Source organism: Variovorax sp. GW458-11-26-14-LB1, from assembly GCF_059423965.1.
Map to the genome: position 1 here is coordinate 34,188 of NZ_JBWKYW010000001.1, position 21,685 is coordinate 55,872.

The 21,685-nt window shown below is 70.1% G+C and carries 19 protein-coding genes; 15 read left to right on the plus strand and 4 right to left on the minus strand.

Annotated features, from left to right (window positions below; genetic code table 11):
* Window positions 1-13 precede the first annotated feature (13 nt).
* Complete coding sequence (locus AC07YS_RS00150; RefSeq protein ID WP_495273678.1) at window positions 14-169, minus strand: hypothetical protein; 156 nt, start codon at window positions 167-169, stop codon at window positions 14-16.
* A 40-nt stretch (window positions 170-209) separates the two neighbouring features.
* On the opposite strand from AC07YS_RS00150, the gene AC07YS_RS00155 reads away from it, so the two are divergent.
* Window positions 210-767, plus strand: coding sequence for a methylated-DNA--[protein]-cysteine S-methyltransferase (locus tag AC07YS_RS00155; RefSeq protein ID WP_495267127.1), 558 nt, complete (start codon window positions 210-212; stop codon window positions 765-767).
* A 10-nt stretch (window positions 768-777) separates the two neighbouring features.
* Here AC07YS_RS00155 and AC07YS_RS00160 read toward each other — a convergent pair whose 3' ends face one another.
* Both AC07YS_RS00160 and AC07YS_RS00165 read right to left on the minus strand, forming a co-directional pair.
* Window positions 778-1,998 carry an MFS transporter gene (locus AC07YS_RS00160; protein WP_495267128.1) on the minus strand — a complete coding sequence of 407 codons (1,221 nt, stop codon included), beginning with the start codon at window positions 1,996-1,998 and terminating at the stop codon, window positions 778-780.
* Window positions 1,999-2,076: 78 nt separating this feature from the next.
* Window positions 2,077-2,958 carry a LysR substrate-binding domain-containing protein gene (locus AC07YS_RS00165; protein WP_495267129.1) on the minus strand — a complete coding sequence of 294 codons (882 nt, stop codon included), beginning with the start codon at window positions 2,956-2,958 and terminating at the stop codon, window positions 2,077-2,079.
* A 78-nt stretch (window positions 2,959-3,036) separates the two neighbouring features.
* On the opposite strand from AC07YS_RS00165, the gene AC07YS_RS00170 reads away from it, so the two are divergent.
* The 14 genes from AC07YS_RS00170 (at window position 3,037) to AC07YS_RS00235 (ending at window position 20,387) form a co-directional block, all read left to right on the plus strand.
* The gene (locus AC07YS_RS00170; RefSeq protein ID WP_495267130.1) at window positions 3,037-4,212 is read left to right on the plus strand and encodes an MFS transporter; all 1,176 of its coding nucleotides are present in this window, start codon (window positions 3,037-3,039) and stop codon (window positions 4,210-4,212) included.
* Entirely contained in the window at window positions 4,209-4,820 is a 612-nt protein-coding gene (locus AC07YS_RS00175) for a pyridoxamine 5'-phosphate oxidase family protein (protein ID WP_495267131.1), read from the plus strand. The genes AC07YS_RS00170 and AC07YS_RS00175 overlap by 4 nt, the downstream gene beginning before the upstream one ends.
* Window positions 4,821-4,919: 99 nt before the next feature.
* Window positions 4,920-6,137: a multidrug effflux MFS transporter gene (locus AC07YS_RS00180; protein ID WP_185993570.1), complete on the plus strand. Its 1,218-nt coding sequence runs from the start codon at window positions 4,920-4,922 to the stop codon at window positions 6,135-6,137.
* A 1-nt stretch (window position 6,138) separates the two neighbouring features.
* On the plus strand, window positions 6,139-7,569 hold the full coding sequence (locus AC07YS_RS00185) for an MFS transporter (RefSeq protein WP_495267132.1): 1,431 nt from the start codon (window positions 6,139-6,141) through the stop codon (window positions 7,567-7,569).
* 20 nt (window positions 7,570-7,589) lie between these two features.
* On the plus strand, window positions 7,590-8,234 hold the full coding sequence (locus tag AC07YS_RS00190) for a paraquat-inducible protein A (protein ID WP_062480238.1): 645 nt from the start codon (window positions 7,590-7,592) through the stop codon (window positions 8,232-8,234).
* A complete protein-coding gene (locus AC07YS_RS00195; RefSeq protein ID WP_495267133.1) occupies window positions 8,231-8,974 on the plus strand; it encodes a paraquat-inducible protein A in 744 nt (247 codons plus the stop codon). The genes AC07YS_RS00190 and AC07YS_RS00195 overlap by 4 nt, the downstream gene beginning before the upstream one ends.
* A complete protein-coding gene (locus AC07YS_RS00200; RefSeq protein WP_070060642.1) occupies window positions 8,971-10,632 on the plus strand; it encodes a PqiB family protein in 1,662 nt (553 codons plus the stop codon). The genes AC07YS_RS00195 and AC07YS_RS00200 overlap by 4 nt, the downstream gene beginning before the upstream one ends.
* Window positions 10,629-11,258: a PqiC family protein gene (locus tag AC07YS_RS00205; RefSeq protein WP_495267134.1), complete on the plus strand. Its 630-nt coding sequence runs from the start codon at window positions 10,629-10,631 to the stop codon at window positions 11,256-11,258. The genes AC07YS_RS00200 and AC07YS_RS00205 overlap by 4 nt, the downstream gene beginning before the upstream one ends.
* Window positions 11,259-11,320: 62 nt before the next feature.
* Window positions 11,321-12,931 (plus strand): MFS transporter, encoded by a 1,611-nt coding sequence (locus AC07YS_RS00210; RefSeq protein ID WP_495267135.1) that lies wholly within the window; start codon window positions 11,321-11,323, stop codon window positions 12,929-12,931.
* Between the two features lie 19 nt (window positions 12,932-12,950).
* Window positions 12,951-14,435, plus strand: coding sequence for a flavin-containing monooxygenase (locus AC07YS_RS00215; RefSeq protein WP_495267136.1), 1,485 nt, complete (start codon window positions 12,951-12,953; stop codon window positions 14,433-14,435).
* Between the two features lie 184 nt (window positions 14,436-14,619).
* Window positions 14,620-16,056: a PAN domain-containing protein gene (locus AC07YS_RS00220; protein WP_495267137.1), complete on the plus strand. Its 1,437-nt coding sequence runs from the start codon at window positions 14,620-14,622 to the stop codon at window positions 16,054-16,056.
* A gap of 217 nt (window positions 16,057-16,273) precedes the next feature.
* The gene (locus AC07YS_RS00225; protein ID WP_062480225.1) at window positions 16,274-16,783 is read left to right on the plus strand and encodes an RNA polymerase sigma factor; all 510 of its coding nucleotides are present in this window, start codon (window positions 16,274-16,276) and stop codon (window positions 16,781-16,783) included.
* A gap of 69 nt (window positions 16,784-16,852) precedes the next feature.
* Complete coding sequence (locus AC07YS_RS00230; RefSeq protein ID WP_495267138.1) at window positions 16,853-17,869, plus strand: FecR family protein; 1,017 nt, start codon at window positions 16,853-16,855, stop codon at window positions 17,867-17,869.
* A gap of 103 nt (window positions 17,870-17,972) precedes the next feature.
* Window positions 17,973-20,387, plus strand: a complete 2,415-nt coding sequence (locus AC07YS_RS00235; protein WP_495267139.1) for a TonB-dependent siderophore receptor — start codon at window positions 17,973-17,975, stop codon at window positions 20,385-20,387.
* 1 nt (window position 20,388) lies between these two features.
* Here AC07YS_RS00235 and AC07YS_RS00240 read toward each other — a convergent pair whose 3' ends face one another.
* Window positions 20,389-21,585 carry a serine hydrolase domain-containing protein gene (locus tag AC07YS_RS00240; protein ID WP_495267262.1) on the minus strand — a complete coding sequence of 399 codons (1,197 nt, stop codon included), beginning with the start codon at window positions 21,583-21,585 and terminating at the stop codon, window positions 20,389-20,391.
* Between the last annotated feature and the right edge of the window lie 100 nt (window positions 21,586-21,685).

A 21,685-nucleotide genomic window follows, 5' to 3' on the forward strand; every position in this document is an offset into this window, starting at 1 on the left:
TCTGGGCGCGAGACTAGGGGGCGATGCACATGTCCGACAACGGCTTGCCGACGTTCGGTGCGTTCGAAAGGATGAGCGGAAATGCCTCGAAGCGCCGAATGAAAGTTCGATATTTCGGGGTGTTTGGCTGGTACTTTTGCTCTTCTGCGGAAGAGGTCTTCGCGCCCATGTCCGCGCGTCGTTTTTCAACCTTGAATCACAATGCTCCGATGACTGCCGCATCTCCTTCCGATTCCGGCTTTGCCTTGTTCCCGACCGCCATCGGCGTCTGCGCGCTGGCCTGGGGGCCGCAGGGGCTGGTCGGTGTGCAACTGCCTGAAGAGCGGGGCGAAGCCGCGACGCGTGCGCGCATGCATCGGCGCTTTCCTGATCTGGAGGAAGCCTCGCCGTCGCCGCGCGCGCAGCACGCCATCGCGGGCGTGCAGGCGCTGCTCGAAGGCGCGACCGACGACTTGTGCGACATCGACCTCGACATGCGCGGCGTGTCCGAGTTCCATCAACGCGTCTATGCGATCGCGCGGCGCATTCCGCCGGGGCAGACGCGCACCTACGGCGAGGTGGCCGAAGAGCTGGGCGACAAGGGCCTCTCGCGCGCGGTCGGCCAGGCCATGGGCCACAACCCCTTCGCGCCGGTTGTGCCCTGCCACCGCGTGCTGGCTGCGGGCAACAAGCCGGGCGGCTTCTCGGCGGGCGGCGGTGCGTTGACCAAGCTGCGCATGCTCGACATCGAAGGCGCCACGCCGAACGGGACGCGCTCGCTGTTCTGAGCTTGAACGGTCAGGCCGCCGGCACGGGCAGTTGTTGCAGTCCTGCGATGCGCGAACCGAAGATGATCGCGGCCTGCAGCACGAAGCCCGCGAGCGCCAGCAGCAGGCAGGCCGGCTCGCCCCACAAGGCGCCGACCACGCCGCCGAGCGCCGCGCCCACGGGGCGCGCACCCGCATTCACCGTGAGGAACACGGCCGACACGCGGCCCAGCATCGCCGAGGCTGTCACGCTCTGGCGCAGCGTGGTCGAGGTGATGACCCAGACCATCGGCCCCGCGCCGAACAGGAAGAACGAGAGCGCGGCCAGCGAGGCGGTCGGCACGACGAGGGTGGCCGCCATCGTTGCGGCGGCAGCCACCGCCACGGCCGGCCCGACCTGGATCGCGCGCCCGAACGGCAGCCGCGCCGTCACGCGCGAGGTCAGCAGCGCACCGACCACCATGCCCGCACCGTACATCGCGAGCGTGAAACCCACGGCCTGCGCGCCGAGGCCCAGCACGCGCACGGCATAAGGCACATAGCCCGCCTGCAGCACGAACCACGAGATGTTGAAGACCGCACCGGTCATCAGCATCGGCCGCAGGAACGCGTGTTGCCAGACGAAGCGCGCGCCGTCGTGCACCTCGCGCAGTGGATGGCGCGACGGCGCCGCGGGGCGGGGCGCCTCGCTCAGGCGCAGCAACAGGCCCACTGCCGCCACCGACAGCACCGACGCCAGCACGAAAGCCGACGACGCACCGGCCCACGCGACCAGCGCGCCCGCGAGCGCAGGCCCGGCCGTGAAGGCGGCACTGCGCGCCAGCTCCAGCCGCCCGTTGGCGCGCGCCAGCGCGTCACGCGGCACGAGGGCAGGCACCAGTGCGGGCGCCGCGACGCTGAAGCCCACGGTGCCGACCGCGCCAAGGAACCCGAGCACGGCCAGCCCGCCGATGCCCAGCGTCGACGACAGCACCATGCCGAGCAAGGCCAGCAGCGACACCGCGCGCAGGCCCTCGGCCCACACCATCAGGCGACGGCGCGACATGCGGTCCGCGAGCAGGCCCATCGGCAGCGAGATCAGCAGGAAGGGCAGCGTCTGCACCGCGGCCAGGAAACCGATCTCACCCGGCCCGGCGCCGAGCGCGAGCACAGCGACGAGCGGCACGGCCGCGAGGCTCAGTTGTTCGGCGGATTGGGCTGCGAGATTGGCCCAGGCGAGATGGGAGAAAGAACGGGGAAGCGGTGAGGGCATGGGGCGGCACACGAAGAGAAAGACCGCATCCTCGGGGCCGCGCCCGTCTGCCGCTCGCCGTTTACGGACGTGGAAGCCTCAGCCCGCGTTCATCTGCTCGAACCACTCGGCCACACACACTGCCTCGGGCGCCGCATCAGGCGCGAGGCCGTAGTAGTAGCGCTCCAGCGTCATCCGCAATTCAGGCAGCGGCGATTGCAGCCGCCCCGAGGCCAGGTCGTGCGCCACCAGCGAGGTCGGCGCCAGCGCGATGCCCAGCCCGTCGACCGCGGCCTGCAGCACGAAGTGCAGGTGATCGAACTGCAGCCGACCGGCCGGTCGCGCGCGCGGTGCGCCGACCTGCTTCTTCCAGTCGTCCCAGTCGTCCTTGCGCGTGCGCGCCGACAGCAGCACGTGCGAGGCGAGGGCGCGCAGGTCGGGCAGCAGCTGCGTCTTGAACAGCGCGGGCGCGCCGACCACCAGCACTTCGTCTTCGAGGAAAGGCCGCACCTGGATCGACGACGGCCAGCCTTCGAGGCCGCGGCGCACGGCGATGTCGAAGCTGTCCGTCGCCTGCTCGGGCATGACGGTGCTGGTGGCGACCTGCGGCTCGATATCGGGATGACGTTCCACGAACGACGGCAACCGGGGAATCAGCCAGCGCACGGCGAACGAGGGCCGCACGTTGATGCGCACCGCGCGCGCCGGTCCCTGCAGCTGCAGCGCGCGGGCCGCCGCGTGGATCTGCGCGAGCGCGGGTTCGGTCTCCGCGAAGAACTGCTGGCCCTCGGGCGTCAGCGTGACCTGCCGGATGCGGCGTTCGAACAGCGCCACGCCCAGGCAGGCCTCGAGGCTCTTGATCTGCCGGCTCACCGCGCTGTGCGTCACGTGCAGTTCGACCGCGGCACGCGTGAAGCTCAGGTGGCGGGCCGCCGCCACGAAGGCGCGCACGGCATGGAGGGGCGGTTCGCGAAGCGGCATGCGTGCGATTTTCTCACGCATGCCGCGCGGGAATGTCGTTTGTCGGCGGGCGTTGCGAGCGGGCACGATACGGGCTCGATGTCCGCTGCACCACCGCTTTCTCCCGCCGCTCCCGCCCGTTCCAGCGACCTGGATTCCCGCCACGCCGCCATGGCGCTCGGCCTCTCGCTGCCGGCCGACGTGGTGCTGTACCTGCTGCTGCCCATGTATGCGTCGCAGTTCGGCGTCTCGCTGGCCGAGGTCGGCCTGCTGCTGGCGGCCAACCGGCTGGTGCGCATCGCAGGCTACGGCTGGGTGGCGCGTTTCTATGCGCGCCACGGCGACCGGGCCAGTTGCACGCTGGCCGTGGTGGCCGCCGCATGCTGCGGGCTGGGCTACGCCACGCTCTCGGGGTTCTGGGCGCTGTTGCCGCTGCGGCTGACCTGGGGCCTGTGCTTCGCGGCGCTCAACCTGTCGACGCAGGCCCTGGCCACGGCCGACCCGATCGGTGCCGCGCGGCGCAGCGGGCGTTCGCGCGCCTTCATCGCGACCGGGCCGGTGCTCGCGCTGCCGCTCGGTGCGCTGCTGGCGTACACGGTCGGGCCGCGCGCGATCTTCGGCGTGCTGGCGGTGGTGTCGTTGCTCGCGCTGTTCGTCACCCGGCGGCTGCCGTCGAAGCCGCACCACAGCGCCGCGCCGACACGGCGCTTCCAGCGGCCGAACGCGCTCGACGGCTGGTCCTTCATGGAAGGGCTGGCGCTCGACGGTCTGTTCATCGTGGGCCTGTCGTACCTCGGCAAGGACCTGCTGCCCGGCGGTGCGGTGATCGTGGCGGGCGTGCTGATGGCGCTGCGCTACCTCGCGGAAATCTTTCTCGGACCGGTGGGCGGGCGCATGGCGGAGCACTTCGGCGCCGAGCGCCTGCTCGTGAGCCTGTCGCTGGTGACGTCGCTCGCGCTCGTGGGCTTTGGCCTGGGCTGGCTGTGGAGCTGCGCGGCGCTGATCGTGGTGCTGCGCGCGCTGCAGCTGCCGCTCCTGCCGCCCATCGTGGCGCGGCGCACGCCCGGACCGGAGCGCGTGCGGGCGCTCGCGGCCCGCGCGGTCTGGCGCGACATCGGCGCGGGCGCCGGGCCCTTGCTGGCCGGCGTGCTGCTGCCCATTGCCTCGCCGCCGTGGATCTACGGCAGTGCCGCGCTGTTGCTGGCGATCGCGGCGCTGGCCTGCGTCCGGCGCGCATCGCCACCCACCCCGATCCAGGAGAACATCGCCCCATGACCACCATCGACACCGTCGCGCAACTCGAAGCCCTGTTCGGCCAGCCGGGCGAGGCCTCGCTCAAGAAAGAGGTGCCGTACTTGCACCCGAGCTACCAGGCGCTGATCGCCGCATCGCCGTTCGCGGTGCTCGCGACCACCGGCCCCGGCGGGCTCGACGCCTCGCCACGCGGCGACGCCCCGGGCTTCGTCGCGGTGCAGGACGAGAGGACCTTGCTGCTGCCCGAGCGGCGCGGCAACAACCGCATCGACAGCCTGCGCAACATCGTGGCCGACCCGCGCGTGGCCTTGCTGTTCCTGATTCCGGGCGTGGGCGAAACGTTGCGCGTGAACGGGCGCGCACGCATCAGCGCGGCACCCGAGCTGCTGGCGCGCTTCGCGGTGGAAGGGCGCGCGCCGCAGTGCGTGATCGAGATCGCCGTCGAGACCGTGTTCTTCCAGTGCGCCCGCGCGATCCAGCGTTCGAAGCTCTGGGCGCCGGTGCCGCAGGACGCGCCGCGCACCGTGCCGACGCCAGGTGCCATCCTTTCGGCGCTGACCGATGCGGCCTTCGACGGCGTCACCTACGACCGCGAACTGCCCGCGCGCCAGCGGGCCACGCTGTACTGAAGGGGCGCTGCGTACCGCCCGGTAGAACGAATGCACTAGCGGCGAAAGCCGCCGACCCCACGCCTGCACCGATTGCGAGCCTTCGCCACAATCGACCCAATGCGTTCTTCTCCGTTCTTCAAAATGGCCCTGTTGTTGGGCCTGCTCTCCGCCATCGGGCCTTTCGCGATCGACATGTACCTCCCGGCCTTGCCCGCCATCGGGCAAAGCCTGCATGCGGACATCGGCGCGGTGCAGATGAGCCTCACCGCCTTCTTCCTGTCGCTCGGCGCGGGCCAGCTGCTCTACGGCCCGATCTCCGACATGGTCGGGCGCAAGCCGCCGCTGTATGCCGGGCTGGTGCTGTTCGCGCTGGCCAGCGTGGGCTGCGCGTTGGCGACCGACATCCAGACCCTGATCGCGCTGCGCTTCGTGCAGGGCCTGGGTGCGGCCGCCGGCATGGCGATTCCGCGCGCCGTGGTGCGCGACCTGCACACCGGCACCGACGCCGCGCGGCTGATGTCGCTGCTGATGCTGGTGTTCAGCGTGTCGCCGATCCTGGCGCCGCTCGCGGGCAGCCTGGTCATCGCCTTCACCGGCTGGCGCGGCGTGTTCTGGGCCGTCACCATCGCCGCGGTGGCGGGCCTGGCCATGATGGTCAAGCTGCTCGACGAAACGCGCCCGGCCTCGGAGCGTGTCGAAAGCAGCCTGGGCAGCGCGCTGTCGGCCTACTGGCTGCTGCTGCGCGACTGGCACTACCTCGGCCTGGTGTTCATCGGCAGCTTCGCGATGGCGGGCTTCTTCACCTACCTGGCCAATTCGTCGTTCGTGATGATCGACCACTACGGCCTGTCGCCCGCGATGTACAGCGTGGCCTTCGGCGTGAATGCGGCGGCCTTCATCGCGGCCTCGCAGTTCACGGGCTCGCTGGGCGAGCGCTACGGGCTGGTCAACCTCGTCAAGTTCGGCGTGGCCTGTTGCGGCGTGGCGATGGTCGCCATGTTCGTGTACTTCGCGATGGGCGGCGACAACCTGTGGGTGCTGATCGTCCTGTACTTCATCGCCTCGGGCTTCATGGGCCTCGTCATCCCGACCACCGGCGTGCTCGCACTCGAGATGCACGGCGCCATCGCCGGCACGGCCTCGGCGCTGCTGGGCACGCTGCAGATGCTGACCGGCGCGCTCGCGATGGCGGTGGTGGGCCTGTTCTCCAACGGCCGGCCGCTGCCGATGGTTGCGGGCATGGCCGGCGGTGCGCTCATCGCGCTGGTGCTGACCTGGCTCACGCTGGGCGGTGTGCGTTCGGAGCCGACCGGGGGCAGGGCGCAGGAGGCCTGACATGACAGTCGCCATGACAGGCAGCGGCCCGCAGGCCCAGCTCGACGGCCTGGCCGCGCCCGCGCGCGGCTGGGCGATGCTGGTCATCATCCTCGGGCTCACGGTGTCGGTGCTCGACGGCACCATCGTCAACCTGGCGCTGCCCGGCATCGCGCGCGAGCTGCAGGCCACGCCGGCGCAGGCCATCTGGGTGGTCAACGCCTACCAGATCGCCACGCTCGTGATGCTGCTGCCGCTGGCCTCGCTGGGCGACCTCGTGGGCTACCGGCGCGTGTACCTGGTGGGCATGGCGGTGTTCACCGTGTCGTCGCTGGCCGCGACCTTCGCCAATTCGCTCGCCACGCTGATCGCGTCGCGCGCGCTGCAGGGGCTGGGCGCGGCGGGGATCATGAGCGTCAACGCGGCGCTGGTGCGGCTCACGTTCCCCTCGGCGCAGCTGGGGCGGGGCATGGCCATCAATTCGCTGGTGGTCGCCACCTCGTCGGTGGCCGGGCCTTCGGTGGCGGCGGCGATCTTGTCGGTGGCGTCGTGGCCGTGGCTCTTCGCCATCAACGTGCCGCTGGGCATCGTCACCTTTGCACTGGGCATGCGGGCGCTGCCGTTCAACCGCTCGGCACCGGCCGCGGGCGCGCGCTTCTCGCTGGTCGACGTGACGCTCAACGTGCTGATGTTCTCGCTGGTCTTCCTTGGCGTGGACCACCTGGGCGTGCGCGAGGGCGGGGTGCAGGCTACGGGCACGCCGTGGTCGGCCTGGGCCACGCTGGCGGCCGGGCTGGCGGTGGGCTTCGTCTACCTGCGGCGCCAGCGCACGCAGGCGGTGCCGCTCTTTCCGATCGACCTGCTGCGCATTCCGGTGTTCGCGCTGTCGATGGGCACCTCGGTGGCGGCGTTCTGCGCGCAGATGCTGGCCTACATCGCGCTGCCGTTCCTGCTGCTGGACGTGTACGGCCGCAGCCACATCGAGGCCGGCCTGCTGATCACGGCGTGGCCGCTGGCCATCGTGGTGATGGCGCCCGTCGCCGGGCGGCTCATCGGCCGCTACCCCGACGGGCTGCTGGGCGGCATCGGACTGGGCCTGCTGGCCACGGGCCTGGCGCTGCTGGCGGCGCTGCCGGCGCACCCGGGCAATGCCGACATCGCCTGGCGCATGGCGCTGTGCGGACTGGGCTTCGGTCTGTTCCAGTCGCCCAACAACCACACCATCGTGAGTTCGCCACCCGCGCACCGAAGTGGTGCGGCCAGCGGCATGCTGGGCACGGCGCGGCTCACGGGGCAGACGCTGGGGGCCGTGGTGCTGGCGGCGGTGTTCAGCGTCTGGAGCCCGCACGGCGGGCGTGGCCCGGTGGTGGCGCTGGTGCTGGCGGCGGGCTGCGCGGCGGTGGCGGCGGTTTTCAGCAGTCTGCGGCTGAAGACGACAAGTCCGCATGCCTGAATAAGGTAGGGTACGGCCTCATGAAGGAAGTACCTGACACCGTGGTCTGTCCGGGCTGCGACGCGGTCTACGCCCGCACGCCGCTGGCGCCGCGCGACGTGGCCGAGTGCCCGCGCTGCGGCACCGAGCTCGACCGGCACCCGGGCGCGCAGCAGCGGCGCATCCTGCCGCTGACGGTCGCGAGCTTGATCATGTTCGCCATCGCCAACCTGTTTCCCATCGTCGAGATCGAACTGCAGGGCCTGCGCAGCCAGACCACGCTGGCCGGCGCGGTGGTGGTGCTGAGCGCCGAGGGCATGTCGCCGGTGGCGCTGCTGGTGCTGGCCACGACCATCCTGTTTCCGCTGCTGCAGCTGTGCATCCTGGCCTATCTGCTGGTGCCGCTGGCCCGCGCGCACCGGCCCTGGGGCTTCGCGGTGCTGGTGCGCATGATGCAGTCGCTGCGGCCCTGGGGAATGATCGAGGTCTTCCTGCTCGGCGTGCTGGTGGCGATCGTCAAGCTGTCGAGCATGGCGACGGTGGTGCCGGGGCCCGCGCTGTGGGCCTTCGTGGCGCTCACCGTGACGCTCACGGCCGTGCTGTCGTTCAACCCCGGTGCGTTCTGGGAGATGACCTTCCGCAAAGCCGATGAAGAGGATGCAGCCGCGCCGGAGGTGCGCGCATGAACGTGCGCGGGCTGCCCGCCCGCCTGGCCTCGGCACGCCCCTGGGAGGCGCAGGCCGACGACGAGCACGACCACGAGAACCCGGTGCCGACGGCCGCCGCGCTCGGCCTGCACGTCTGCACGCACTGCACCGCCGTCTGGCGCGATGCCGAAGATGGCGACGCCTGCGCCCGCTGCGGCACGCACCTGCACACGCGCAAGCCGCAGAGCCTGAACCGCACCTGGGCCTTCCTGATCGCGGCCTGCATCATGTACATCCCGGCCAACCTGCTGCCGGTGATGATCACGCGCACGCTGTTCGGCGCGCAGTACGACACCATCCTCAGCGGCGTCATCTACTTCTGGGTGTCGGGCGCCTGGGGGCTGGCGGCCATCGTGTTCATCGCGAGCTTCCTGGTGCCGCTGTTCAAGCTGGCGGTACTGCTCTTGCTTGTGGTGCTGGCGCAGCGGCGCAGCAACTGGCGCCGGCGCGAGCGGGCCAAGCTGTATCACATCATCGAGATCATCGGACGCTGGTCGATGCTCGACGTGTTCGTGGTGTCGCTGCTGACGGGGCTGGTGCAGATCCAGGGCTTCGCGGTCATCACCGCGGGCGTGGGCATTGCGGCCTTCGGCGCGGTGGTGGTGCTGACCATGCTGGCCTCGCTGAGCTTCGACCCGCGCCTGACGTGGGACGGCCCGGTGCCGCAAGCAGACACGGACGAACGACAGATTGAAAGCAGGGAAGAGAAAATCGCATGAGTGAAGAAGACACGCAACCGCAAGACCGTCCGGCAGCGTCGGCCCCGCCCGCGCTGCCGAAGCCGAAAGTGGCGCGCCGCCGCGAATGGCTGCCCTCGCTGATCTGGCTGATTCCCATCGTCGCCGCGCTGGTCGGCGTGACGCTGGTGGCCCGCATCCTCATGGAGCGCGGCCCCGAGATCGTGCTGACCTTCAAGACGGCCGAAGGCCTCGAAGCCGGCAAGACCGCCGTGAAATACAAGGACGTGCAGATCGGCTTGGTGCAGAGCCTGCGGCTGGCGCGCGACCGCTCGCACGTGCGCGTGCTGGTGCAGCTCAACAAGGACGCCGAGGGCTTCACTTCGGCCGACTCGCGCTTCTGGGTGGTGCGGCCGCGGCTCGATACCTCGGGCATCTCGGGCCTGGGCACGCTGCTGTCGGGCGCCTACATCGGCGCCGACGCGGGTGTCGAGAAGGAAACCGCGGGCGAGTTCACCGGCCTCGAAGCCCCGCCCATCGTCACGCGCGGCGACTCGGGCCAGCAGTTCCTGCTGCGCGCGCGCGACGTGGGCTCGCTCGATGTCGGCTCGCCCGTGTACTTCCGGCGCATCAAGGTCGGGCAGGTCGCAGCCTACGAGCTCGACGGCGACGGCCGCGGCGTCACGCTGCGGGTGTTCGTGAACGCGCCGTACGACAAGTTCGTCGGCATGAACACGCGCTTCTGGCAGGCCAGCGGCATCGACGCGCAGCTCAGCGCCAGCGGCTTCACGCTGCGCACGCAGTCGCTGGCCACCATCCTGCTCGGCGGCATCGCCTTCCAGGCGCCCGACGACGCCATGGGCCCGCTGGCCAAGGAGAACACGGCCTTCGTGCTGGCGCAGGACGAAAGCGCCGCCATGAAGGAGCCCGACGGCCCCTCGCAGACGCTGCTGATGTACTTCAACCAGTCGCTGCGCGGCCTCACGCCGGGCGCGCCGGTCGATTTCCGCGGCGTGGTGCTGGGCGAGGTGAAATCCATCGGCGTCGAGTTCGACCGCGCCGAGCGCGAGTTCCGCATGCCGGTGCTGGTGCAGATCTACCCCGACCGCCTGCGCCGCCGCGAAAGTGGTGCCGGTGCGCAGGCCACGGAGTCGCGCGCGACGCAGCAGGAACGGCTGCGCTTCCTGGCCGAGAAGGGCCTGCGCGCCCAGCTGCGCAACGGCAACCTGCTGACCGGCCAGGTCTACGTGGCGCTCGACTTCTTCCCGAAGGCGCCGCCCGCGAAGATCGACCTGTCGAAGAGCCCGATCGAGCTGCCCACCATTGCCAACGGTCTGGACGAAATCCAGTCGCAGGTGCAGGAAATCGCCACCAAGCTCAACAAGGTGCCCTACGAGCAGATCGCCACCGACCTGCGCACCACGCTGGCCACGCTCAACAAGACGCTCACCAGCACCGAGCAGACCGTCAGCCGCATCAACAGCGACGTGACGCCCGAGCTGGCCGCCGCCATGAAGGACGTGCGCAAGACCGTCAACTCGGCCGAACGCACGCTGGCCGACGACTCTCCGCTGCAGCAGGACATGCGCCAGACTCTGCGCGAGCTGACGCGCGCCGCCGGTTCGGTGCGCGTGCTGACCGACTACCTCGAACGCCATCCCGAATCGCTGCTGCGCGGCAAACCGGACGACAAGAAATGAAGACGACGACGACCTTCGCGCTCGCGGGCGCCGCCGCATTGCTGGTGCTGGCAGGCTGCGCGAGCAAGCCCGACAGCTACTACACGCTGGCCAGCCCGCCCGCGCTCAACGACGCCGCGCCGCGCATTCCCGACGCCGCCGCGCCGCTGTACATCGAGCTCGCGCCCGTGGCCGTGCCCGAGCGGCTGGCGCGCCCGCAGATGGTGGTGCGCCGCCCGACCGGCGGCGTGCAGGTCGACGTGCTCGAGCAGCACCGCTGGGCCTCGTCCTTCGAGAACGAGCTGCGCGACGCGCTCGGCAGCGGCATCGCCAGCCGGCTCGGCGCGCTCGACGTCACGCAGGGCGGCCGCCAGGCCTCGCAGCCCGTGTGGCGCGTGGCGGTGCAGGTGCGCCAGTTCGAGATGGTGGACGGCGGGCGCGTGGACGCCGGCTTCACCTGGACCTTGCGCCGCTCCGACGAGGCGCGCACGCTGGTGTGCCGCCTCGACGCGGGCGAAGCCACCGGCGGCGGCATGGATGCGTTGGCGCAGGGCGCGCAGCGCGTGACGGCTGCTGCGGCGGCGGCCATGGCGCGCAGCGTGAACGCAGCGCGGACGAACCCGGGCGCGACGGCGTGCGCGACCTGAGGCTTCCACCTTTCCCCGACGGGGGAAGGCACCACGCCGTCATCCGATAGATCGGAGGCCCCATGGCACAGATCGGCAAGGCGCCCTGCGACGACACGCTGATCCTGCATGGGTCTCCATCTCCCACGGAAGAGGGCGCCTGCCCTGAAGCCTCCAAGCCCTGGGTGCTCGCCGCGGCCATCGTCGGCTCGAGCATGGCCTTCATCGACGGCACCGTGGTCAACGTTGCCTTGCCGGCGATCCAGGCCGATCTGCACGCCACGGCCTTCCAGGCGCAATGGGTGGTCGAGTCGTACGCCTTGTTGCTCGCGGCGCTGCTGCTGGTAGGCGGCGCGCTCGGCGACCACTACGGGCGGCGGCGCATCTTTGCCATCGGCGTCGTCGTGTTCGCTTTGTCGTCGGTGGGCTGTGCGCTCGCGGCCGACGTGCAGCAGCTCATCGCGGCGCGCGCGGTGCAGGGCATCGGCGGCGCACTGCTGGTGCCGGGCAGCCTGGCGCTCATCAGCGCATCGTTTCCCGAGAAGGAACGCGGCAAGGCCATCGGCACCTGGTCGGGCTTCAGTGGCATCACGGCGGCGGTGGGGCCGGTGCTGGGCGGCTTCCTGGTCGATCACTTCTCGTGGATCTGGGCTTTCCTCATCAACGTGCCGATGGCGCTGCTGGTGCTGTGGATCGTGCACCGCCACGTGCCCGAGAGCAAAGGCGCCGCGGCGCGCGGCGGGCTCGACCTGTGGGGCGCGCTGCTGGCGACCGCCGGGCTGGGCGGCATCGTCTACGCCTTCATCGAGGCGCCCACGCAAAGCTGGCGTTCGCCGGCCGTGCTCGCGGCGTTGGCGATCGGCGTCGCGGGCAGCGTCGGCTTCGTCATCGCCGAACGCCGGGCGCGCACGCCGATGCTGCCGCTGTCGCTGCTGCGCATCGGCAACTTCAGCGGTGCCAACCTGTTGACGCTGCTGCTGTACGCGGCGCTGGGCGGCGGGCTGTATTTCTTTCCACTCAACCTGATCCAGGTTCAGGGCTACTCGGCCACGGTGGCGGGCGCGGCGCTGCTGCCGTTCATCTTCCTGATGTTCGCGCTCTCGGGCTGGGCCGGACAGTTGGTCGACCGCTTCGGGCCGCGCGTGCCGCTGGTCATCGGGCCGGCCATCGCGGCCGTGGGCTTTGCGCTGTTCGCGCTGCCGGGCGTGGGCGCGAGCTACTGGAGCGGCTTTCTGCCCGCCGTGGTGGTGCTGGGCTTCGGCATGACGGTGACGGTGGCGCCGCTCACCACCACGGTCATGAACGCCGTGGGCCCCGACCTCGCGGGCGTGGCCTCGGGCGTGAACAACGCGGTATCGCGCGCGGCGGCGGTGCTGGCGATCGCGGTGTTCGGCGCCATCATGGCCTGGGCCTTCGACGCGGCGCTGGCCGAGCGGCTGCAGGCGATGGGCGCGTCGGACGAGGTGCGGGCTTTTCTTGCGGCCGAGCGCGACCGATTGGCCGCGGCCGGCGCACCGCCGGGCGCCGATGCGGCCACCGTCGCCGCCGTGAAGCGCGCGGTGGCGGAATCCTTCGTCGCGGGCTTTCGCTGGGTGATGCTGCTGAGCGCCGGCCTGGCCGTGCTGAGTGCGGTCAGCGCCTGGCTGATGATCCGGCGCACGCCCGTGGAAAAGCCAGACAACGACAAGCCATGAGACAGGAGACAAACCACCGATGGAAGCAGCACAACCGGCCGACGCGCCGCCGCACGTCGATGTCCTGATCGTCGGTGCCGGCCTGTCCGGCATCGGCGCCGCCTGCCACCTGCAGGCGCAGTGCCCGGGCCGCAGTTACGCGATCCTCGAAGGGCGCGAACGCAGCGGCGGCACCTGGGACCTGTTCCGCTACCCGGGCGTGCGCTCCGACTCCGACATGTACACGCTGGGCTACGTGTTCCGCCCGTGGACGCAGGCCAAGGCGATCGCCGACGGTCCGTCGATCCTGCAGTACGTGCGCGACACCGCGCGCCAGCACGGCATCGACGACAAGATCCACTACCAGCACCGCGTGGTGCGCGCCGCCTGGTCGAGCGCACAGGCCTGCTGGACGGTTGATGTGGAGCAGGGGGCCGACAAGCGGCTCGTGCAGTGGCGCTGCAACTTCCTCTTCCTGTGCAGCGGCTACTACCGCTACGAGGCGGGCTACACGCCCGACTTCGCCGGCATGGCCGACTTCCAAGGCCGCATCGTCCATCCGCAGCACTGGCCCGCCGACCTGGACCACAGCGGCCAGCGCGTGGTCGTGATCGGCAGTGGCGCCACCGCGATGACGCTGGTGCCCGCGATGGCCCAGACCGCCGCGCACGTCACGCTGCTGCAGCGCTCGCCGACCTACGTGGTGGCGCGCCCGGCCGAAGACCCCATTGCCAACCGCCTGCGGCACCTGCTGCCGGCGATGGCCGCGTACCGCCTCACGCGCTGGAAGAACGTGACGCTCGGCATGCTGTTCTTCCGGCTCGCGCGGCGCAAGCCGGCGCGCGTCAGGCGCATGCTGCTGGGCGGCGTGCGCCACGCGCTCGGGCCCGGCTACGACGTCGCCACGCACTTCACGCCGCGCTACAACCCGTGGGACCAGCGCCTGTGCCTCGTGCCCGACGGCGACCTGTTCGCGGCGCTGAACGCGGGGCGCGCCTCGATGGTCACGGACCACATCGACACCTTCACGCCCGAAGGCCTGCGGCTGAAGTCGGGCCGCGTGCTCGAGGCCGACATCATCGTCACCGCCACCGGCCTTGAATTGCAGGTGCTCGGCGGCATCGAACTGAGCGTGGACGGCCGCCGCGTCGACCCCGCAGTGACCTTCAACTACAAGGGCATGATGTACAGCGACGTGCCCAACCTGGCCTCGTCCTTCGGCTACACCAACGCCTCGTGGACGCTCAAGTGCGACCTGACCTGCGCCTACGTCTGCCGGCTGCTGAACCACATGCACAAGCACGGCTGGCGGCAATGCACGCCGCACAACGCGGGCCCCGACCTGTCGCCCGAACCGTGGATCGATTTCAGCTCGGGCTACGTGCAGCGCTCGCTCGACAAGTTTCCCAAGCAGGGCGCGCACACGCCGTGGAAGCTGCACCAGAACTACCTGCGCGACATCCTCCTGCTGCGCCTCGGGCGCGTGGACGACGGGGTGATGGCGTTCTCGAACCGCGCGGTTTGATCCCGGCCTGACCGCGTTGCGTGACACGTCGATGTATAGCTCTGCTCAATACAACATCGAAGATTTTTGAATTGGATCGATGGCAGGCGGCGGTGATTTACTCCGCCCGGCGTTGCACTCGCACTGAAAAAACGGCGAGGCGGTGCCCGGGAATCACCCCACGACCCTGTGATGAGGAGACCTCATGAAGTCATCGATCCGTGCATCCCTGGCGGGCCTGCTGTTCGCAGCGCTGGCAGGACATGCAAGCGCTGCCTCGCTGGACGCTTTCGCGGCCACGCCGAACGCAGCCATCTCCGGCAACAACATCGAGAACCTGACGCAGTCGACACCCGAGATGTGCGCGTCGGCCTGCCTGGGCGCGCCACGCGGCGCCTGGTGCGTCTCGTTCGACTACAACAAGGCTGGCCAGAGCTGCGACCTGAGCGACAAGCGCGCCGCCGACGTGGGCGGGCTGAAGACCGACTACCCCGGTAACCCCTACGACCACTACAGCCTCAAGCCCGATCCGCTGAAGCCTTTCGCGCGCACGCCCAATGCGGCCATCAGCGGCTACAACACCGAGGCCCTGCAGGGCGTGACGCCCGCCGACTGCGCCAACGCCTGCACCGACGCGAGCCGCTCGTCGTGGTGCAAGTCCTTCGACTACCACAAGACCAACCAGCGCTGCGACCTGAGCGACAAGCGCGCCAGCGACATCGGAGGCCTGAAGACCGACTACGTCGGCAATCCCTACGACCACTATTCGCTGATCGCGGGCGAGGGCGTTCCCAACCCCGTGCCCGGCAACAAGCACATCCTGCTGATCGGCATCGACGGCTTGCGGGGCGACGCCATCCAGTGCGCGGGCTGCGTGCAGACGCCCGCGATGTCGGCGCTGATCGCCGGCGGCGCCTTCCACGGCAACGTGCTGGCGGGCGGGACCAAGCAGGCGACCGTGAGCGGACCCGGCTGGTCGTCGGTGTTCACCGGCTTCTGGGCCGACAAGCACGGCGTGACCTCGAACACCACCACCTTGCCGCTGAAGAAGACGCATGTGTTCGACCAGATCAAGGCGGCCTGGCCGACGGCCACGACCGCGGTGGTGGGCGACTGGTTCAACATCACCCACAACCTGCGCCCGGCGCTGGCCGACTTCGTGGTCGCCAACGCGGCCAAGAATTCGCAGCAGGCCACCGATGCCGTGAAGGGCTGGCTGAGCTGGAAGCACCCGCCGACGGCGATCTTCTACTACCTGCACAACGTCGACGTCCACGCGCCGAGCTACGACCCGCTCAATGCCTACTACCAGGGCAAGATCGCCGGCGAAGACCAGCAGATCCAGCAGGTGCTCACGGCGCTCACGTCGCGGCCGAACTACGCGAATGAAGAATGGCTGATCGTCGTCACCTCCGATCACGGCGGCACCGGCAGCAGCCACGGCGGACAGACGGCGGCCGAACGCAGCACGCTGCTGATCCTGAACAACAACCACCAGAACCCGCTCAAGCCCAGCTACTGCGTGGGCAACCTCGGGGGTACCGCATTGACGCAGGTGGACGGCACGACGCCGCACATCCTCGACTTCCTGGGCCTACCGAACACCACCGAAGGGCAGAAGCACCCCGCGTGCGGGAACTGAGGGTAGACGCGAGCGAGTCCGGACGGGGCCGAAGGGGAGGGTAGCCCGCGCGCATGCCGTGCGCGGCAGGCGAAATGCCTACCCTTCGGCGATCGGCGGGTTGAACCCGCACATAATCTCGCGTTTTCTTTTGTTCTGAATCTCTCAGGTAGCCACGCCGTGTCGAAGCCAACCTGCCCCTGGACTTCGACCAACCCTTTCCGGCTGTGGTGCGCCCGTGTTCGAACGCTATTACCGCGAGCTGCTGAGCTTTCTGTCCCGCAAGGTCCCCGACCGCGCCACCGCGGCCGACCTGGCGCAGGAGAGCTACGTGCGGGTGTACGAGGCGCAGCGCACGGGCAGCGTGGTGCGCGACCCGCGTGCGCTGCTGTATCGCACGGCCCGCAACCTCGTCACCGACCACCACCGCCGCACCAGCGTGCGCGCGGGCGGCGACACGGCAGCGCCCGATGACGCGCCGCCCGACGCCGACGACTGCATCGGCCCGCCCACCTTCGAGCCCGACGCCATCCTGTCGTCCAGCCAGGGCATGGCGGCCATGGTCGAGACCATCGACCGGCTGCCTCCGCGCTGCCGCGAAGCCTTCGTGCTCTACAAGTTCGATGGGCTCTCGTACGCCGAGGTGGCTGCGCGCATGGGCATTTCGGTGCGGACGGTCGAGATGCAGTTGCGCATTGCGATGGAGGCATGCTGGGCGTGCCTGGAGCGGACCCGTGGTTCAGAGTGAGATGAGACGCCCCATTACAGGGTTTGACCACGCTCGTGCGTCTACCCCCATAAGAACGATCCCCACGTCATGACCCTCACGTCGCCACCGTCCGAAGAAGCCCTGCGCCTGCGACAGGACGTGCTGGACTGGTTCGTCCGCCGCCAGCGCGCGCACTGGAGCGCGTCCGACGAGCGCGCGTTCCAGGCCTGGCTCGGCGCCGATGCGCGCCATGGCGAGGCGTTTCGCGAATGGGAGTCGCGCTGGCGCGCCTTCGACGCGATCGCGCCCGAGACGGTCGCGGGCTGGCGCAGCGGCTTCGAAGGCCGCGCGCCCGCCGCACCCACGCGCCGCGGCTTCCTGAAACCGGCGGTCGTGCTGGGCGTTTCCGGCATGGCGGTCGGCGCCGGCTACCTCGGCTGGCGCCATGTGCAGGCCCAGCCCGTGTTCGAGCAGGCCTTCGCCACCCGGCGCGGGCAGCAGCTCGAAGCGCCGCTGCCCGACGGCTCCCGGCTGCGGCTGGACACCGCCACCCGCCTCGAAGTGCGCCTGTTCCGCGACCGCCGCGAGGTGACGCTGATCGACGGGCAGGCGGTGTTCGCGGTGCAGTCCGATGCGAAACGCCCCTTCGACGTGCTGGCCGGTCCGCTGCGCGTGCGGGTGGTCGGCACGCGCTTTGCCGTGCGCCACACCCCCGGCATGCCGGGCGCCGACGGCACGCGGGTGTCGGTGGAAGAGGGCAAGGTGCGCGTGCTGCACCGGGCGTCGGATGCGACGAGCGAAGTCTTCCTCGCCGCCGGCCGCCAGGTGGAAAGCGATGCGCAGGGCCGGTTCTCCGCCGTCTCGGCCGTGCCGCGCGACGGCATTGCGCCCTGGCGCGAGCACCGCCTGAGCTTCGTCGACACGCCGCTGGCCCGCGCGCTGGCCGAGCTGGAGCGCTACGGCAGCACCGGCCTGGTGGTGAACGACCCGGCCGTGGCGGCCCTGCGCCTGAGCGGCACCTTCGACCCGCGGGACGCGCGCACGCTGCGGCGCGCCCTGGCCAGCGCCTTGCCGGTGCGGCTGAAGGAAACCGGCCCGATCGCGGAAATCCTGCCGGCCCCCTGAAACAAAAGAATCAAGAATTTCTCGCCGGCACTACGGGGATTCCGCCGGCTCGTGCGTCAACCCAGATAGGAACCATTTGCATTCACTACCTGGAAGACGTTCGATGACGAAGCGCTTGAGAACAAAGATGACACCCGCGCCGCTGGCCCTGGCCGTTGCATTGGCCCTGGCGAACGCGCCCCTGATGGCCCGGGCGCAGGGCGCGCCCCAGCCGATCCGCATCGCGGCCCAGCCGCTGGCCGAGGCGCTGAACGACTGGGCGCGGCAGACCCGCATCCAGCTGGTCGTGCAGCAGAGCCTGGTGGCGGGCAAGACCGCGCCCGCCATCTCGGGCAGCCTGACGGCCCGGCAGGCGCTCGACCGTTTGCTGGCCGGCAGCGGCCTGGCGGCCACGATGGAAGGCAATGCGGCGGTCATCAAGACCGCGCCCGCCACGGGCGGCACCTCCATGCTGCCGGCCGTGACCGTCGTGGCCGACGGCGAGGAAAGCGCCACGGGCCGGGTGCAGGGCTACGTCGCCAAACGCAGCGCCACCGCCACCAAGACCGACACGCCGATCATCGAGACGCCGCAGTCGATCTCGGTGATCACCGCCGACCGCATCGAGGCCATCGGCGCCACCAACCTCAAGGACGCGCTGGGCTATACGCCGGGCGTGTCGACCACCACCTACGGCGCCGATTCGCGCTACGACTGGATTTCGCTGCGCGGCTTCGACGCCTATTCGCCGGGCTTCTACCTGGACGGCCTGCCGCTGCGCAACAACAGCACCTGGGGCGTGTGGCGCACCGAGAACTACGGCGCCGAGCGCATCGAGCTGCTGCGCGGCCCATCGTCGGTGCTGTACGGCATGAGCGGCCCCGGCGGGGTGGTGAACGTGGTCAGCAAGCGCCCCACGGCGGAGCCCGTGCGCGAGCTGCAGCTGCAGGTGGGCGACCACGCCCGCAAGCAGGTGGCGGGCGATTTCTCGGGCGCACTCGACGCCGACGGCAAGCTGCTGTACCGCATCACCGGCCTCGTGCGCGACGCGCAACTGCCGGCCGGCAAGGAGGCCGACGACCGCATGTACATCGCGCCCGCGCTCACCTGGAAGCCGTCGGGCGACACCACGCTGACCTTGCTGTCGCAGTTCTCGCGCACGCGCGGCGGGGTCTACACGCGCGCGCGGCCGCAGGTCGGCTCGCTCGATCCGACCGCCATCGGCACCACCATTCCCTCGAAACTCTTCGTCGGCGAGCCCGGCTTCGACCGCTTCGACCAGGACCAGCAGATGGTCGGCTACCAGTTCGAGCACCGCATCAACGACACTTTCACGGTGCGGCAGAACGCGCGCTATGCGCACCAGAAGCTCGACTACACGGGCACGCAGCTGAAGGGCTTCATGGCGCTGAACCCCGAGGTGCCGAACGACCCGCTCAACTTCCAGCAGATGTCGCGCAGCGTGTTCGGCAGCCGCGAGAACATCGGCGCCCTGGCACTCGACAACCAGCTGCAGGCCGACTTCCGCCTGGGCGAGACGCAGCACAAGGTGCTGGTCGGGCTGGACTACCAGCGCACGCGCATCGACCAGGTCACCTTCAGCGGCGGCAGCGCCTCGCCGCTGAACATCTACGCACCGGTGTACGGCGGGCCGATCGAGCGGCCCGCGCCGTATTTCGACGGCATCACCCGGCTCGCGCAGACCGGCGTCTACCTGCAGGACCAGATCAAGTGGGGCGAGCGCTGGACGCTGACGCTGGGCGGTCGCTACGACACCGCCGACAGCACCGTGGACAGCCGCCTCGACGGCTCGCGCCAGCGCATGCGCGACCACAAGTTCACCAGCCGGGCCGGCCTGGTCTACTTGCACCCGAGCGGTTGGGCGCCGTACCTGAGCTACTCGGAGTCGTTCGCGCCCACGGCCACCATCGACCCGGCGTCGGGCGACCCGTTCAAGCCCGAAAGCGGCAAGCAGTACGAGGCCGGCGTGCGCTACCAGCCCACGGGCAGCAAGGCGATGTACAGCGCCGCCATCTTCGACCTGCGGCGCAAGAACTACATCAGCTACGACGGCGAGTTCATGCCCAAGCAGACGGGCGAGATCTCGGTGCGCGGGCTTGAGCTCGAGGCCACGGCCGAGATCGCCTCGCGCCTGAACCTCACGGCGTCGTACAGCTACACGCCGCGGGCCATCGTCACGGCAAGCGCCAACACGAAAGAGATCGGCAAGCAGGCCACGGCCGTGCCGCGCCACCGGCTGTCGGTGTGGGCGGACTACCGCTTCGCCGGCGGCGTGAAGGTGGGCCTGGGCGCGCGCTACACGGGCTCGAACTATGGCGACGGCGAAGCCGCGTGGCCGAGCAAGGTGCCTGCGTCGACGGTGTTCGACGCCATGCTCGGCTACGACATCGACCGCTGGAGCCTGGCGCTGAACCTGCGCAACCTGACCAACAAGACGTACTTCGCGAACTGCGGTTATCGCAACTGCTACTACGGCTACCCGCGCACGGCGACGGCCACGGCGACCTACCGCTGGTAGGTCAGCGACGCTGTGCCAACAGGTGCCGCCCCAGCGCCTCGAAGGCCGGCAGCGTCACCGGGTCGTTCGCGGCGTTGCCCGCGATCGGGTGCGAGGCGTAGCGCACGATCACCATCTCGGCCTTCGGGTCGATGTAGATGCGCTGGCCGTGCACGCCGCGCGCCATGTAGGCGCCGTGGTCGTTGTGCGTCACCCACCACATGTTGCGGTAGCTCCAGCCCTGCAGCAGCGGGTAGCCGCCCTTGACGAAGGCGGCCTTGTCGCCGCCGCGGCGGATGTCTTCGACGGCCGCCTTGGGCACGATCTGCCGGCCTTTCACGCGGCCGTCGTTGCGCAGCATCTCGCCGAAGCGCGCGAGGTCGCGCAGGCCGGTGTTCAGGCCGCCGCCCGCGAAGGGCGTGCCGATGGAGTCGACGGTGAAGTAGGCGTCCTGCTCGGCGCCCAGGTGGCGCCAGATGCGTTCCGACAGCAGCTGCGCCACGGTGCGTCCGGTGGCGCGCGCGATCACCCAGCCCAGCACGTCGGAGTTGACGGTCTTGTAGCCGAAGCCTTCGCCGTGCTTGCCTTCGGGCTGCACGGTCTGCAGGAACTCGTAGTAGCTGCGCGGGCCGGTGTAGTCCTTCGGCTTGGGCAGCGGGTTGCCGGCCTGCGCATGGGCCCAGACCTCGGCCTTCGGGTCGGCGTAGTCCTCGCTGAACTTCAGGCCCGTGGTCATGTCGAGCACCTGGCGCACGGTGGCGTTGCCGAAGGCCGATGTCGCCAGCTCGGGCACGTAGTGGGCCACCGGCTTGCCGGCATCGAGCGTGCCTTCGGCCACCAGCATCGCGCCCAGCGTGCCGACCACCGACTTGGTGACCGACATGGCGCCGTGCTGGCCGTCGTCCTTCAGCACGCCGAAGTAGCGCTCGTAGACCACGCGCCCGCGGTGCAGCACGAGGATGCCGTCGGTGTAGGTGGCGGCCAGCGATGCGTCCCAGGTCATGGGCGTCTTCGCGCCGAGCGGCGTGAAGCTGAGCGTGTCGATGTCCTTGCGCAAGGCCTGGGGCAGGGCGGTGGGCGCACCGAGCCCGCGCGACACGTTCACGGTCGGCATCAGCTGGCGGAAATTCGACACGCTCCAGCGCATCGCCGGAAACTGGAAATAGCTGCCGTCCTCGAAGCGCAGCGTGCGCTCGGGCGGCGGCGGCGAGCCGGTCATCCAGCCGAGCCGGGCGGGGTCGCTGGCGGCCGCGTCGGGGTAGGTGGCATCGGCTGCGCCGGCCGACACCGCCAGGGCGGCGAGTGCGGCGCTCAGCAAA